At 73.8% G+C, this 15,172-nt stretch carries 14 protein-coding genes; 5 read left to right on the forward strand and 9 right to left on the reverse strand.

The window, feature by feature from the left end; translation table 11 throughout:
- Nucleotides 1-63 precede the first annotated feature (63 nt).
- The 3 genes from HNR57_RS30635 (at nt 64) to HNR57_RS30645 (ending at nt 2,680) form a co-directional block, all read left to right on the forward strand.
- Nucleotides 64-960, forward strand: coding sequence for an AraC family transcriptional regulator (locus HNR57_RS30635; RefSeq protein ID WP_184565364.1), 897 nt, complete (start codon nt 64-66; stop codon nt 958-960).
- A 116-nt stretch (nt 961-1,076) separates the two neighbouring features.
- Complete coding sequence (locus tag HNR57_RS30640; protein WP_184565086.1) at nt 1,077-1,913, forward strand: DUF2182 domain-containing protein; 837 nt, start codon at nt 1,077-1,079, stop codon at nt 1,911-1,913.
- A gap of 110 nt (nt 1,914-2,023) precedes the next feature.
- Complete coding sequence (locus tag HNR57_RS30645; RefSeq protein WP_184565088.1) at nt 2,024-2,680, forward strand: DUF1326 domain-containing protein; 657 nt, start codon at nt 2,024-2,026, stop codon at nt 2,678-2,680.
- 97 nt (nt 2,681-2,777) lie between these two features.
- Here HNR57_RS30645 and HNR57_RS30650 read toward each other — a convergent pair whose 3' ends face one another.
- Complete coding sequence (locus HNR57_RS30650; protein WP_184565366.1) at nt 2,778-3,743, reverse strand: hypothetical protein; 966 nt, start codon at nt 3,741-3,743, stop codon at nt 2,778-2,780.
- Nucleotides 3,744-4,035: 292 nt separating this feature from the next.
- Here HNR57_RS30650 and HNR57_RS30655 point away from each other — a divergent pair, with 292 nt between their 5' ends.
- A complete protein-coding gene (locus HNR57_RS30655; RefSeq protein ID WP_184565368.1) occupies nt 4,036-5,205 on the forward strand; it encodes a GTP-binding protein in 1,170 nt (389 codons plus the stop codon).
- A gap of 72 nt (nt 5,206-5,277) precedes the next feature.
- The gene (locus HNR57_RS30660) at nt 5,278-5,712 is read left to right on the forward strand and encodes a Fur family transcriptional regulator (protein WP_184565091.1); all 435 of its coding nucleotides are present in this window, start codon (nt 5,278-5,280) and stop codon (nt 5,710-5,712) included.
- A 34-nt stretch (nt 5,713-5,746) separates the two neighbouring features.
- Here HNR57_RS30660 and HNR57_RS30665 read toward each other — a convergent pair whose 3' ends face one another.
- The 8 genes from HNR57_RS30665 to HNR57_RS30695 form a co-directional block, all read right to left on the reverse strand.
- On the reverse strand, nt 5,747-7,492 hold the full coding sequence (locus HNR57_RS30665; protein ID WP_184565093.1) for an ABC transporter ATP-binding protein: 1,746 nt from the start codon (nt 7,490-7,492) through the stop codon (nt 5,747-5,749).
- Complete coding sequence (locus HNR57_RS30670) at nt 7,489-9,228, reverse strand: ABC transporter ATP-binding protein/permease (RefSeq protein ID WP_184565095.1); 1,740 nt, start codon at nt 9,226-9,228, stop codon at nt 7,489-7,491. Before HNR57_RS30670 ends, HNR57_RS30665 begins: the two co-directional genes overlap by 4 nt.
- Nucleotides 9,225-10,370, reverse strand: coding sequence for a SagB/ThcOx family dehydrogenase (locus tag HNR57_RS30675; RefSeq protein ID WP_246555098.1), 1,146 nt, complete (start codon nt 10,368-10,370; stop codon nt 9,225-9,227). The genes HNR57_RS30670 and HNR57_RS30675 overlap by 4 nt, the downstream gene beginning before the upstream one ends.
- An 11-nt stretch (nt 10,371-10,381) precedes the next feature.
- Nucleotides 10,382-11,761: a YcaO-like family protein gene (locus HNR57_RS30680; protein ID WP_184565099.1), complete on the reverse strand. Its 1,380-nt coding sequence runs from the start codon at nt 11,759-11,761 to the stop codon at nt 10,382-10,384.
- Complete coding sequence (locus tag HNR57_RS30685) at nt 11,758-13,239, reverse strand: CocE/NonD family hydrolase (protein ID WP_184565101.1); 1,482 nt, start codon at nt 13,237-13,239, stop codon at nt 11,758-11,760. Before HNR57_RS30685 ends, HNR57_RS30680 begins: the two co-directional genes overlap by 4 nt.
- Nucleotides 13,236-14,084, reverse strand: a complete 849-nt coding sequence (locus HNR57_RS30690; RefSeq protein ID WP_184565103.1) for a hypothetical protein — start codon at nt 14,082-14,084, stop codon at nt 13,236-13,238. Before HNR57_RS30690 ends, HNR57_RS30685 begins: the two co-directional genes overlap by 4 nt.
- 90 nt (nt 14,085-14,174) lie before the next feature.
- Nucleotides 14,175-14,288, reverse strand: coding sequence for a streptamidine family RiPP (gene amiA / locus HNR57_RS39850; RefSeq protein ID WP_244310224.1), 114 nt, complete (start codon nt 14,286-14,288; stop codon nt 14,175-14,177).
- A gap of 56 nt (nt 14,289-14,344) precedes the next feature.
- On the reverse strand, nt 14,345-15,166 hold the full coding sequence (locus HNR57_RS30695) for an ABC transporter ATP-binding protein (RefSeq protein WP_184565105.1): 822 nt from the start codon (nt 15,164-15,166) through the stop codon (nt 14,345-14,347).
- Nucleotides 15,167-15,172 lie beyond the last annotated feature (6 nt).

Consider the following 15,172-nt stretch of genomic DNA (forward strand, 5'->3'; position numbering starts at 1 on the left):
GCGGCTGGCATCTCCAAACTAAGGTTGCTGAACAGGCCGGATCGGATACGCTCGCGACTGGTGATGGTCAAAAACCGACATGATGGTGGCCACGGGATCCCGGAGGTCTCCTTCGCAGCGCCCGTCGGCACCCCCGCCGGCGTCGAGGTGCTGTCCCTCGCCGACCTGCGCCACCGCGTGCCCGGCGAGCGGCTCACGGTTCCGCAGCGCCCGGACTTCCATCACCTGATCACCCTCAGCGAGGGGATTCTGCCGCACACGGTCGATTTCACCGGCTACGCCCTGGAACCTGGCTCCTGGCTGTGGATCCGTCCCGGCCAGGTGCAGCAGTGGGACGACCTCACTCAGGCCGAGGGCACCCTGGTCCTGTTCCGCCAGGACTTCCTCGACCCGGCCACCGCTGCCGGGGCCCGACTGGAAGACCCGCACGCGCCGGTCCTGCGCCGGCCCCTGTCCGAGGATGCCGCGGCCCTGCGACTGGCCGCCGAGCACCTCTCCTCCGAGTTCCGGGCACTCGGACACCTGCCGCTGGAGATTCACACCGCGGCCCTGCGTCACCTGCTCGCCGTCCTCGTCCTGCGGCTGGCGCACCTCACCTCCCCCGCCGGGAGCCCCGGCCCCGGGCCCGATGCCACCTATCTGCGCTTCCGTGACGCGGTGGAGAGGGACTTCGCCCGCACCCGCCGGGTCGAGGACTACGCCGAAGCGCTCGGCTATTCGTCCCGCACCCTCTCCCGCGCCACCCTCGCCTCCGTCGGCCTCGGCGCCAAGGAGGTCATCGACCGCCGCGTCGTCCTCGAAGCCAAGCGCCTCCTGGCCCACAGCGATCAGCCGGCAGCCCGCATCGCCGGCCGCCTCGGGTTCTCCAGCGCCACCCACTTCAGCAAGTTCTTCCATAAGCGCACGGGACAGAGCCCGATCGCCTTCCGCGAAACGGTCCGCGGGCACGGCCCCAGGTGAGCCGCCTTCATCCGCGCGAGTGCCACCACCGGCGTTGCCCGCTGTCGGTGCGGGTGGCGCGGTCGCGGCGCGGCGGGGGGCGTGCTGTCCTGAGGTGGTACGCAGGGAGTGCATCGATGCGGCATCTCCGGACTTCCGTCCTCGTCTCCGCCCGGTCGCCCGCGCCCACCGGAGCGGGCGGGGGGTTGCTGCCGGCGCGAGAGCTCGCGGTGGCCTGGTCCCTGGTCGTCCTCATCGCCGTGCCGGCCTGGGTGCTGACCGTCGCACAGGCCCGGGACATGGGGGTCGAACCCGGCACGATGGGATTGGTCCTGCCGCTGTTCCTGCTGCTCTGGGTCACGATGATGGCGGCCATGATGCTGCCTTCCATGGCACCGGTCGCCCTCACCTGGGTGCGTGGGATCGGGCGTCGGACGTCCGGGTGGAGCCGGGCGGGGCGCACCGCGGAGTTCCTGGGCGGGTACCTGCTGGTGTGGACGGCCTTCGGGCTGCTCGCCTACGCGGCTCTGCACCTCACCGGCGACCTGGTCGGCGATCATCCGACGGCGGGACGCTGGATCGGCTCGGTCGCGTTCCTGGTGGCGGGCCTCTATCAGCTGGGTCCCCTCAAGAACGTCTGTCTGCGGCACTGCCGTGACCCCATGGGCCAGCTGGTGCGCTACTCCGGGTTCCGGCAGCCGGCCCGCGATCTGCGGGTGGGTCTCCACCACGGCGCCTACTGCGTCGGCTGCTGCGCGGGACTGATGGTCGTCCTCGTGCCGCTCGGAGTGATGAACGTGGCGGCGATGGCCGGGCTGGCGGTGGTGATCTTCGTGGAGAAGCTGTGGTCGCGGGGGCCGCTGCTGGCGGGCGTGGTGGGTGTCGTCTTCCTCGTCCTCGCCGTGCTGGCGCCGTTCCAGGACTGGCTGCTGCCGGGGCTGCAGGAATCGGCGCCTTCGATGGACGGCATGTGAGGAGCGGGGCAAGCTGGAAGTGAGGCCGCCTCGCGATCCGCGTGCGGGCTCGGGACGTGCGGTCTCGCCACTCCGGAGGAGCTCTCTCGGGCTCGACGGGAGGAAGCGAGATGACGGAACAGGACGGCACCGGGACCCGCTGGCATCTGGCCGGCGACTGGTTCGACGTGTGCAAATGCGCCATACCGTGCCCCTGCACGTTCGCGCAGCCCCCGACCTACGGTGACTGCGAAGGCGTGCTGGTCTGGCACATCCGCGAGGGCAACTACGGCGACGTACGCCTCGACGATCTCAACGTCCTGATGCTGGGCGCCTTCGTGGGCAACGTCTGGGCCGGTGAGCACTCCGACGCGTACGCCGCGGTCTTCCTCGACGAACGCGCCGACGACCGGCAGCGCGCCGCGCTCGGGACCGTCTTCGGCGGCGAGGCAGGGGGCTGGCCGGCACAGTTCGGCCAGATGTTCCAGCCCGAGATGCGCGGCATGGACTTCGCACCGATCCGCGTGGAGATCGACGAGGACCTCGCCACCTGGACAGCGGAGATCCCCGGCCGGGTCACGGCCACCGCCGAGGCGCTCACCGGCCCGACGACTCCGGAAGGCACCCGCGTCCAGGTCCACAACGCCCCGGGGGCCGAGGTCGGACCGGGCCAGGTCGCCACGTGGGGGCGGGCCACCGCCGACCGGGCCGACGCGTTCGGCTTCTCGTGGGAACGCTCGGGGAAGTCGAGCAAGTACTTCCCCTTCGACTGGACCGGACCCGACTGAGCGCAGAGGCCGGCCGGCACCGGACGGTCGGGAATCCCGGTCACCGGCCGCCCCGTGGGGCCGCACGTGACCACATGACCGGCCCCACGCCGTCCCCTCAGGCCGACTCGGCGTCGCTCATCGCCGCGCCGAAGAAGCCGTTCATGAGGTTGTTCAGGTCGAGCTTCGTGGCACCGGCCGGAACGGTGGGCTTGACGCCCTCGCGCACCCGCAGGGTCAGGCCCAGCTTCTTCACCTTGGCGCTCTCGGCCAGCTTGGCGAGGTCCACGTCCACCTGGGACAGTGCGCCGTTCTTCAGCGTGAAGTCCGCCGTCACCTTGGCGTTGGGGGCCTCTTTCAGGACCTTGTCCGTCGGCAGATCCACGCCCGGCGGCAGGTCCTTCACCAGCGGGCGGATCTCGCCGAACAGCTCGGTGATCAGCGTGCGGAAGGGGGCCGTAGCCGTGACGTGCTCGGTGCCGTCCCCGCCGTCCGCCGTCTTGAACTTCACCTCACGGGCGATGACCTCCCGGAGGGCCTTCACGAGCTTCTTCTGCGTCTTGGCGTCGAGGGACGGCTCGGGTGCGGGACCACCCTCGGCCTTCCGGCTGCCGCCGGTGGCCTTCTCCATCTCCTTGGTGTTGATCTTCACCCACTTGCCCTCGAGGACGTCCTTCATCGCCCCGGCCTCCGGGGGCAACTCGTCGGCGTCCGGCAGAGGGTTGCCCGTCATCTTGCCCATCGCGGCCATGTCGGCACGGACATAGGTGAAGTCGCCGATCACCCGGTACTCGGCGAGGTCGCCGTCCGCGGTGCTGACCTTCAGGGCCGTGCCGACGAGGTCCTTCTCGCCGGACTCGTCGAGCGGCCGCTTCGACTGCACGGTCACGGTGATCTTCGCGCCGCTGAGCAACTCGGCGGCCTGTTCCGGGATCTCCTCGTCGGGCGCGGGGTCGGACTTGGCGTCCAGCGCCTTCAAGGACGCGACGTCCGTGTCCAGGTCGAGCTCGAAGGAGAGTGTCTTCTTCTTGCCGAGCTTCTCGAAGGCCCGGTCGAGCTTCTGCCCGGCGGAGAGCTGCTCCACCGTTCCGCAGGCGGCCGCGCCCGCGAGGACGGCACCGACGACGGTGGTGGCGATCAGGGTCTTGCGTATGGCGTTGATGGTGGTCTCCTCGTGGCTCCGATCACAACGTGATCGATCATGAGACTCACCACTCGCCGACAAGGTTGTGCCGTACATCTGACGATTCCTCGGAAGCCGGATACGGTCGGGTATCGCACATGAAAATCGTTGTCGTATGCTGAGGCACGTCCATGCCGTACGACCCTCCCGACCGAGAGGACACCCCATGGCCGTGCCCGAGCCGCTGACGCCCATGCCCTCGCAGCGTCTCCCCGTCACCGTGCTGTCGGGGTTTCTCGGCGCCGGGAAGACGACCCTCCTCAACCACGTCCTCACCAACCGCGAGGGCCTGCGGGTGGCCGTGATCGTCAACGACATGAGCGAGATCAACATCGACGCCGCCCTCGTGCGCGGCGGCGAAGCGGCCCTCTCCCGCACCGAGGAGCGGCTGGTGGAGATGACCAACGGCTGCATCTGCTGCACCCTGCGGGACGACCTGCTGGAGGAGGTCGACCGGCTCGCCCGGGACGGCCGCTTCGACTACCTCCTCATCGAGTCCAGCGGCATCTCCGAGCCGATGCCGGTCGCCGCCACCTTCGCCTTCGCGCGCGACGACGGCGCCACCCTGGAGGACGTCGCCCGGCTGGACACCATGGTCACCGTCGTCGACGCCGCCAACTTCCTCGCCGAGCTGGGCACCGGCGACGACCTGGCCGAACGGGGCCTGGCTCCTTACGAGGACGACGAGCGCACCGTGAGCGACCTGCTGATCGACCAGGTCGAGTTCGCCGACGTGCTCGTCCTCAACAAGCTGGACCTGGTCGGTGAGGCCGACGCGGACCGGGTGCGCGGGGTGCTGTCACGGCTGAATCCGACGGCCCGTCTGATCCCGGCCGTGCAGGGCCGGATCGGCGTGCGCGACGTCCTGGAGACCGGACGGTTCGACCTGGAGCGCGCACAGCAGGCCCCGGGCTGGGTCCAGGAACTCAACGGCGACCACGTACCGGAGACAGAGGAGTACGGCATCTCCTCCCTGGTCTTCCGGTCCTCCGCGCCGTTCCACCCCGGGCGGCTGTGGGACTTCGTCACCGAAGCCCTGGACAGCGGGGCACACGGCCAAGTGCTGCGCTCCAAAGGCTTCTTCACCCTGGCCGGACGTGAGGGTGTGACGGGCCTGTGGTCCCAGGCCGGGTCCGTGGCCCGCTTCGAGCCGTCCGGGGTCCGGGACACCGAGGCGCCGCACGCCCAGGAGCTGGTTTTCATCGGTGTCGGCCTGCGGGAGCCGAGTCTGCGCGCCGCCCTGGCCGCGTGCCTGATGACCGACGGCGAGCAGCCCCCCGCCGACGATCCCTTTCCCCTGTGGGACACCGGGGACGTCTGCGATCTCGAACACGAGCACGCGCATCCGGCGGCGGCCGTCTAGCCGGAGCACCGGGGCGTCCGGGCACCGTGCGGGCGCCCGGACGGCCTTCCAGACGTGATGGGAGGCACACTCATGTACGGAACGACTCCCGGTGCGTGGCGTACCACCCCGCAACGCACCGCGGTCCTCGCGGCACTTCGGGCGTGCGACGGTTTCATCTCGGCGCAGACCCTGCACGCCGCTCTGGTCGCGGACGGCGTGACGGTGGGGCTGACCACCGTCTACCGCACGCTGCGGTTACTGGAGACGGCCGGGCACGTCGACATGGTGCGCGACGGGGACGGTGAACGCCTCTACCGGCCCAGGCCCGACGAGGGGCACCGCCATTACCTGGTCTGCCGGGAGTGCGGGCTCAGCCTCGCCGTCGACGCCGAGGAGGTCGAGCGGTGGGTGACCAGGATCGCGCGTGACATCGGCTTTCACGCGGTGTCCCACACGGTCGAACTCACGGGCGTGTGCGACGAATGCCTGTCCCGCCCGGACCGCCGACAGGCTCCTGAAACGTAGAAGCCCCGGAGATCACGGCCAGGCCACGCCCTCCTCATGACGTCGTGGTCAGAACCCGGTTGAGCGCGCTGCCCGGGCGGCCGGTGAGTTCCTCCCAGGTGCCCTCCTCCACGATGCGGCCCTCCTCCAGGACGGCGATGCGGTCGGCACGGCGGATGGTGGCCGGGCGGTGGGCGATGACGATGGTCGTACGGCTCTCCTCCCCCAGGGCGGTGGCGAGTTGGGCGTCGCCCGCGTTGTCCAGGTGGGCGGTGGACTCGTCGAGTACGAGGACGCGCGGCCGGACCAGCAGCGCGCGGGCGAGAGCGATACGGGCCCGCTGGCCGCCGGAGAGCGTGGCGCCGCGCTCCCCGACGAGGGCGTCCATCGCGGCGATCCGGTCGACGCCGCACAGCCCTGCCGCCTCGGCCAGCGCCCTGTCGTCCGCCTCGGGCGCGGCGAGCCGCAGGTTCTCGGCGAGAGTGCCGTGGAAGAGGGGCGTGTCCTGTCCCACCAGCGTCACCGCACGCCGCAGTTCCGCATCGCTCACCTCCCGCAGGTCCACGGGGTCGCCGTCGGCGGGGAGCAGTTGGACCGCGCCGGCCGCCGGGTCCCAGAAGCGGGCCAGCAGGTGGGCGCAGGTCGACTTGCCGGCACCCGATACGCCGACCAGGGCGAGTGTCCGCCCCGGAGGGACGGTCAGTTCGAGGCCGTCCAGCACGGGTGTGCCGCCGTAGTCGAACCTCACGCGGTGCAGCCGGACGCCCAGCGGTCCGGGCGGCAGGGGACGGGGTACGGCGGGCGGCGGGGCGAGTGCGGGGGCCTTGACGGCGGCGTCGACGCGGGAGGCGGCTGCGCGCAGTGCCACGGCCTGGCTCAGGGCGCGGGCCGATTCCGCGACGGGGCCGAGGACGGACAGGGCCAGCGCCATCGCCGCCGGAGCCCATGCGCCGTGCAGCCGTCCGGAGGTCACGGAGTGGGCCGCCGCTGCCACCACGCCGAGGACCGCGGCCACGATGAGGAGGTCACGGACGGCGGCGGCGACGGCCTCCGAGGTGGCCTCTGCGCGCTGTGCGGCACCCACCTGCCGCCCCCGCTCCGCCAGTTGGCGGCGGCGTTGCGCCAGGGCGCCGAAGGCGAGCAGTTCGCGCAGCCCGTCGACGGTCTCCACGGTGTCGGCCGACAGGCGCGCCACGGCCGTCCGGGTGCGGCTGCCGCGCACCGCGCGCGCCCGTGCGTCGGCGAAGGGCGCCGCCGCGAGGAGGGCCGCGACCGGCAGCACGGCCGCCGGCAGCCACGGCTCCACCATGGCGAGGACCACGGAGCCGCCCACGAAGACCGTGCCCGCCGCCAGGACCTGGGCGGTGGTGTGGGCGTAGAAGAACTCCAGGGCCTCCACGTCGGCCATGGCGGTGGCGGCGAGGTCGCCGCTGCGCCGTCCCGCCACCCGGGCGGGCGCGCTGCGGGCCAGCCCGTCGAAGACGCGTACCCGCAGCGCGGCCAGCACCCGGTAGGCGAGGTCGTGCGAGAGGTCCATCTCCCGCCAGGTCATCAAGGCGCGCAGCACGACGAGGGTGACGAGCGCGGTGACGATGCCGGCCGAGGGGGCGCGGCCGTCGATGACGGCGGCGCCCACGGTCTGGGCGGCCAGGGTCAGCAGCGCGACGAGGGAGCCCTGTTCGAGGAGGGCGGCCGCGCAGGTGCGGGCTGTCATGGCCCGGTGCCCGGCGAGGGCGGGCAGCAGGGCGCGCAGCGCGCCTCGGGCGGGTACGTCCGCGTCGGTGGTGGCGACGGTGCTCATGCGGCGAGTTCTCCTCGGTGGGCGTGGCCGGCCTCGACGAGCCGGGTGTAGACGCCGCCGGCCTCGACGAGACCGGCGTGTTCGCCGACGGCGTCCACCCGTCCCGCGTCGAGGACGACGATGCGGTCGGCGTGCCGGACGGCCGCGAGCCTGTGGGCGACCACCAGGACCGTCCGGCCGCTCGCGGCGGTCGGCAACTGCCGGACGATGTCCGCCTCGCGGCGCTCGTCGACCGAGCTGGTGGCCTCGTCGAGGACGAGCACGGGGGCGTCGGCCAGCAGGGCCCTCGCGAGCGCGAGGCGCTGCCGCTGACCGCCGGAGAGGGTGGCGCCCCGTTCGCCGAGGAGCGTGGCGTAGCCGTCGGGGAGGGCGGTGATCTCGTCGTGGATCCCGGCGGCGCGCGCCGCCCTGGTCAGGTCGTCGTCCGTGGCGCCGGGCCGGGCCAGGCGCAGGTTGTCGGCGATGGTGGCGTGGAAGAGGTAGGTCTCCTGCGAGACGACGGCGATGCCCTGCCGCAGCGCGTCGAGCGCGTACTCGGTCGTGGGGCGTCCGTCGAGGGTGATCCGGCCTTCCTGCGGGTCGTGGTGGCGCAGGAGCAGGGCCAGGAGGGTGGATTTTCCCGCCCCGGACGGGCCGACGATCGCGGTCGTCCGTCCGGCCTGCGCGGTGAACGAGACGCCGTCCAGGGCCGGGGCCGGTGCGCCGTCGTAGGTGAACCGGACGTCGTGGAAGCGCAGTTCGGGCGGAGCCTGCCCGTGCGCGGAGGCCGTTCCGGTGTCCGCGACGGCCGGTGCGGCCGTGCGCAGGGCCGCGAGGCCGTCGGCGGCCGATGCCCCGAGGTATCCGGCGTGCCATTCGCGGGCGAGGTCGCGGACGGGGCGGAAGCACTCCGACGCCAGCAGCAGCACCAGGTACGTGCCGGTCGCCGTGGTGGATCCGGTGACGGCCGACCAGCACGCCAGGAGGGCCGCGGCGGCAGTGCCGCCCTGGATGGCGAGGTCGGTGATGCCGGTGTCGACCAGGGACACCCGCAGTTTCGCGACGGTTGCGCGGTGCAGCGCCGCGGACCGCTCCTCCAGGCGTGCGCGGGTGCGTCCGACCGCGCCTGCGGCGCGCAGGGCGGGCATGCCCTGGAGGGCCTCCAGGTAGTCGGCACCCAGCCCTTCGTACGTGTCCCAGTGCTCCTTGCCCCGGGCGGCGAGGAGCCGGTCCCAGGCGCGTGGCCCGGCCAGGGCGAGGAGCAGGGCGGGGACGAGGCCGAGGAGGACCCGGGGTTCGATGGCGGCCAGTGCGGCCAGGATCAGGGGCGGCACCGTGAGGGTGATCAGGAGCTGGGGCAGGTAGCGGGAGACGTAGGCGTCGACGCCCTCCACCCCGTCGACGAGGGTGGTGCGGACGGCTCCGGCCCGCGCGGTGGTCAGGTGAGCCGGTCCCAACCGGCCCAGGTGTGCCAGCAGTTCGTCCCGCAGGGCCACCCGGACCCGGGCCCCGGCACGGGTGGCGGTACGCCGTTGCCACACGGTCAGCCCGGCGCGGGTGCCGACGACGGCGAGCACCGCGGCCAGCAGCCATGGGAGCCGGCCGGTGTCGCCGCGGGCCAGTCCGGCGAGAGCGAGGGCCAGCAGGGCGGCCTGCGCAAGGTGGGTGAGGGTGACGGCGCCCTGCAGGAGGGTGGCCGCGAGCAGGGGGCGCCGTGCGCGCCGGGCGGCGCGGCGCAGCTCGGGGTGGACGATCACGTGGTGTTCTCCTCGTCGGCGTGGCGGGTGCCGAGGGCCAGTGCGTGGACGACCCAGTCCCGGCCCGGGGCGGCGCCGAGCGCGGCGCCGAGGTCCGCCTGCTGCCAGGACCCGACGGGCCGGGCGGCCAGCCCGTGGCGCCGGGCGGTGACATGGGCCAGGTGGACGGCGAAGCCGGCCCGCAGGTGGGCGCGGCGGATGTGCGGGGCGTCGGCGTCGGCGGGGCAGCCGACGGCGAGCAGCACGGCGCCCGCGTCCGCGATCCACGCCTGGCCCGCGGCCCAGGCGGCGAGCGTCGGCCGGGCCTCTCCCGCCGCGTACCGCCGCAGGGCGGCGCCGTCGGCGGCCGGCTCCACCAGCCCGGGCCGTGGCGGGCCGACCGCCGCGCACCAGCGCAGATCGCCGGTGCCCGCCCGGGCGGCGGTGGCGAGGACAGCCCTCAGTGCGTCCTGGGAAGGGGCCCCCGGCAACGGCGGTGGAGCACTGCGACGGGCCAGCAGCTCCGCGGGCGTGGGCTCGGACGGCTCCGGGCGACGGGCGCTGTCGGCCGGGCGCGCCGGGCCCCGCCTTCCGGGCGGCGGGATGTGCACGGCGGCCGGCGGGTTCTCGGCGAGGCCGTCCAGCCGTACTTCGGGCTCGCTCACGCCGAGCGCGCGGGCCGCGAGGTACAGCGCGGCGGCGGCGTGACCGGTGTCGAGGAGCAGCAGGGGCCACGCCCGGTGGCCGTAGTGGGAGAGCGTGCGCCGTGCGGTGACGGAGAGTGCGGCCGTCACGCCCGGCGGCGTGCCGTCGGGTTGCGGGCCGAGGCGGTGCACGCGGTGGCGCAGCGGGTCGTAGCCGTAGCGTCCGGGCGGCAGGGAGCAGCCGGCGCCGACGGTCAGTTCGGTGTCCACCGGGTGCAGGGCACCGGCGGACGGAGCGGGCCGCAGTCGTCCGGAGCCGTCCGAGGCCGCCAGGGAGAGGCGCAGCAGGACCTGCACGTCGAGATCCCCCGGCCCGGCCGTCGGGAAGGCGGCCGGCGGGCCGGGCCAGGCCCGGACGGCTCCCCCGGCGGGTGTTCCGGGTCCGGGGCGCCGCGGGGAGCGGGCGCGGGCGAGGGCGGCGACGAGGTCCGGCGGGCTGTCCGCGCGGGCGTGTTCCACGGGGACGGCCCTCACATGTGCGGCGGAGGCGCCAGCGTGAAGTCCTCCGGCGCGCTCGGCGGGTCGGTGCGCCATCCGCGCGCGACGGCGGCCTCGGGCAGGCGCGGGCAGCCGAAGTAGCCGAAGGCCGCCGGGGCGTTGGGCAGGAGCCCCGAGACGAGGACCCTGGCGACGCGCAGGGTGGTCTCGGCCACGTCCTCGGTGGTGAGGTCGAAGGTCATGACCCGGTGGCCGCCCTCGCGCAGCGCGTTCTCCAGCCGCTCCCGGCTGCCGGGTTCGACCACGTCGACGGGCACGGTCCCGAGGGCCGGTTCGGTGAATCGCCGGGCCTCGGCGGCCATCCGCTCATCCAGCCACACCTGCACGTGCGCGCCCAGGTCCCGGACGTGTTCGAACTGTTCGCCGCACGCGTCGAGGTAGCGGCCGTCGGCCCGGTGCTCCAGGTAGAGCCCGCGGGCGAGCAGTCCGGCCTCGACGGCCTGGAAGACCCAGCCGTCGGAACCGGTCAGGCCCTGGGTGAAGACCCAGGTGTGAACGGCTTCGAGGACGGCCTTCCGGGCGGCTTCGGCAGGGTCGTACTTGCAGGCGAAACCGGCGGCGTACAGCCCGAGGCGCGGGTCGTGGACGAGCGCGGCCATGCAGGGGGCGAACTCCGAGCGCATCTGGACGATGTGGACGTCGAGAGCGGAGCCGGCGAGGTCGTCGGCGAGGCCGGGCACGCTCGCCGGGTCGATGCCCCGGGCCGGGCCGTCCAGGTGCCACCACAGTTCCAGGGCGTCCCGTTCGACGATCTCCAGCAGGCCGCGCTCCGCGGCGTCGTCGAGGCCCTGACCGGTGGCGATCCCGGCGTAGTTGAGGTGGTGGGTGCGGGGCAGCTCGCGCAGGTCGCCCTGGCGCCAGTTGAGGTGCGTGAGCGAGACGGGTGCCCAGACCTCGGCGGTGGTCCCGTCGGCCAGTGCCTCCGTTCCGCGCGTCCACAGGGCCGGGGTGTCGGCGGTGAGGGGACGGTAGGGGAACCTCTCCCGGGCGTACTGCCAGGGCGCGTAGGCGGGCACGTCCCCGGGGCCGTACAGGCGCAGGCCCTTCTCGGCCAGTTCGGCGGCGGTGGCGCGCAGGGGGGCGTCGGGGTGGCCGGGCGGCGGCACGCGGTTGCCGCAGTACCGCTCCACGCCCTCGGCTATCGCGGCGGTGCGGGCCTGCCCGGGGTCGCCGAAGGTGGTGCCGAGGGAGACCCGGTCGGCCGGCCACAGTCCGAGTCTGCGGGCGTCGGATATCTCGGCCGTGAGCGCGGTGTAGCGGGGTGGGGTGCCCGGGGGGTGCTCGACGGGCTTGACCTTGCGGACGATGCCGCAGACGGGGTCGACGAGTGCTTCCAGCGGCAGCGCCGTCATCGCAGGATCTCCTCGGCTGGGTCGGTGGGGGTGGGACGGGACGGGAGCACGTGCAGAGTGAGTTCGACCGTGCCCGGATCGACCTCGCGCCGGGAGGCGAGCAGTCGGTGGGCCGTCACCGGGTCGTCGCCGGTGTGGGGGTTGCGGGCGTGAGCCGGGAAGTGGTGTCCGGCGATCTCCAGGCGCAGCCGGGTACCGGCCCGCAGCCGACGCGTGAGCCGGCCGAGGTGGATGGTGAACTCGGCCTCGCGGCCCTCCGGTTCGGCGCGCCGGACGACGCCGACCGCGAGCCGCTGGGCGCTCCCTTCCGGTGTGAGCGCGACGAGCCGGGCGGCCCAGTCCGCGGACGGCGTGTGGGCGGTGGCCCGCAGTCGCGCGCTGACGGGGCCGACCGCGTCGAGGGGACGGGGCAGCGGCGGGGTGACCAGCACACAGCGGTCGGGCGGTCCGTCGGTGGGGACGGTCAGGTCGTCGGAGCGGACGGGCCGGCCGGGGTCGGCGGTGAAGACCGAGCCGTGCAGCAGCCGCGGCCGTTGTGCGCGCGGTTCACCGTGGGTGCCGGCGGTCAGCCACAGGTCGGCGCCGCCCAGCGCCAGTGCGCCGTGGCGGACGGGGGCGAGTTCGCCGGACAGGGCGCGGCGGGCCCACCGCACGTACAGCTCGCCGAGGTTCAGCCGGTGGGCCGGTCCGGCGTCCGGGCCCGGCGCGGAGAGGAGGCCGTGCCCCCAGGGGCCGAGGAGCAGCCGCGCCGAGGAGCCGCCCCAGGCGCGCCACAGTGCGACCGTCTCGTCGGTGAAGTGGTCGTGATGGCCGCCCACCGCGAGCAGGGGCTGCCCGGCGTGCGCGGCCCGTGCCACGAGGCGCCCGCGATCGTGGTGGCGCCACAGGCCCGCCCAGGAGGGGAGGCTCCGGCCCAGCCGCTCGGGGAGGGCGGTCAGCGGCAGATGGGCGAGCAGGCCAGGGTCGGCGGCGAGGGCCTTGTCCAAGGCGCCCTCGTCGGAGTCCCGCCGGTCGCCGTGGGCGGCCCACCATCCGGCGCGCGGGCGCAGCCGTTCCACGCCGGACGCCTCGCGCGCCGTCTCCGCGAGACCGAGGGCGGGCACCGCCGCGATGACGGCGTCCGGCCGCGCGTCCTCGGGCGCGTCTAGGGCGAGGACGAGGGCGCAGTGGGCGGCGTAGGAGGCCCCGGCGGCCACCAGCCGGCCGTCGCCCCAGAGCTGCCGCCTGATCCAGCGGACGGTCGCCGCTCCGTCGGCGGCCTCGTTCGCGTAGGGGTGCCACTCCCCCGGCGACGCGAAGCGGCCCCGCACGTCCTGGACGACGGCGGCGAATCCGTGGCGGGCCCAGCCGGACGCCTCGGCCCGGTGCCGGGCGCGGTCGTAAGGGGTGCGGACCAGGACGGCCGGGAAGGGGCCGTCGCCGGCGGGGAGGCGGACGTCGGTGGCGAGCCCGTCGACGGCCGTGCTGAACGCCGTCATCCGTCCTGCTTCGGCATCGCAGCGACGTCCGGGACCGGCAGGACGGGGTGTTCGGTGACGGTCAGGTTGCGCAGATCGACGCGGCGCAGCCGGCGCCGTGCCGGGAGGCCGGCCGCGTCGGGGGCTCCGGTGGCCCACCGGCTGAGGTCGTCGGCGAGCAGGCCCGCGAGCAGTGTGGCGGCGGGGACGGCGAGCCGGACCGGTGTGCCGACGGTGCGGGGCCCGCTCCAGTACGCGGACAGTTCGCGGTACGCGGGGGTGGCGGCGAGCCGGCGGGCACGGATGTGGGCCGAGGTGACGTCTCCGGGGTCGGCGGCGACCGGTTCGACGTAGGCCTGCCAGCCCTCGCGGTGGCAGCGCAGCCAGGCGACGCCGTGCTCGGGCAGCCGGTCGGCGGCGTCCCACAGCCCGTCGGGCACGGGTCCGTCGAGGCACCACACGACGGCGGCGGGGGCCGTGGCGAGCAGGTCGTCGACGTCGACCGGTGACGTGGTCACGGCCGGAGCGGTGTGCGGGTCGGCGCCCATGGCCGTCAGATGTGCGCCGAGCGGTCCGGTCAGTACCGGATCGCCGATGAGCCGGATGTGCCGGCGGTCGGCCGGCCACTCGGCGGGCGGGATGCCGTCCGCGAGGAAGCCTGCCTGTTCGAAACCCCGGACGACACGGTCGAGTTCGGTGTCCGCCTGAGGGACGGACGCGTCGCCGGTGAGCCGGGAGAGCAGGAGCCGCTCGTCCGCGTCGCCGGTCCTGACGGTGAGGAACTCCCCTTCGGGGGTGCGGACGGCGAGACCTCGCCCGGGTACGGCGACGACCTCTGCACCGGGTACGAGTCGGCTGTGGGACACGGCGTTCCTCCTGGCGACGGGCTGGGGACGGGCGTGGGCCCGCCCGGAAGGCAACGGGCGGGCCCACGGTCGAGGGAACCGATCCCTCGCTTACTCCTCGGTGTCCTCGAAGGGGTTCTCGACGAGCGCGTTGGAGTGGGAGGCCGAGTCGTGAGCCAGCTGACCCGGGTCGACGATCGGCGCGAAGACCTGCTCGTTGTCCATGAACTCTCCTTCATGTCAGGGAGATACGGCGTTCGGTTGAGCGCCGTGAGATCACGCTAATGAATCTGATTTTCATATTCAAGAGCTGCGATGGGGTGATCTGGGTAACACACCGGCCACCCTCCCTCCGGATCCTCACCGACCCGTCCGGCCACGTTCAGCACCTCCGCCAGCAACCCCGGTGTGACGACCTGTTTCGGCGTCCCGTCGGCCACCACCCGGCCCTCCCGCAGGGCGACGATCCGCTCGGCGAACCGGGCCGCGTGGGCCAGGTCGTGCAGCACCATCACCACGGTGAGCCCGCGCTCCTCGCGCAGGCGCACCACGGTCTGCAGCACGTCGAGCTGGTGATGCAGGTCCAGGTAGGTGGTCGGCTCGTCGAGCAGCAGGACACGGGTGTCCTGGGCGAGGGCCATCGCGAGCCGCACCCGCTGCCGTTCACCCCCCGACAGCGCGTCGACGTCACGATCGGCCCACTGCTCCACCCCGACATCACGCAGGGCCCGTCGCACGACGGGGTCGTCGCCCTCGCGCAGCATGCCCAGCGGTCCGCGTGCGGCATACCGCCCCTGGCGTACGAGGTGACGTACCGTCATGCCCGGTACGGTCGGGGCGGACTGGTGCAGCAGCGCCACTCTGCGTGCCGTGGCGCGCCTCGAAAGCCGGACGAGATCGTCCCCACCGAGCAGTACGCGCCCCGCGTCCGGTCGCAGCAGTCCTGCGGCCAGCCGCAGCAGGGTCGACTTGCCGCAGCCGTTCAGGCCGATGAGGGCGGTCAGTTCGCCCGGCCGGACGGTCATGTCGACGCCCCTCAGCACGGGTCGTCCGGGATAGCCGAAGTGGACCCCCTCGACGTGGATCCCCACGGGCTCGGTCATGCTCTG

The sequence above is a fragment of the Streptomyces paradoxus genome (assembly GCF_014202475.1).
Classification (GTDB): domain Bacteria; phylum Actinomycetota; class Actinomycetes; order Streptomycetales; family Streptomycetaceae; genus Streptomyces; species Streptomyces paradoxus.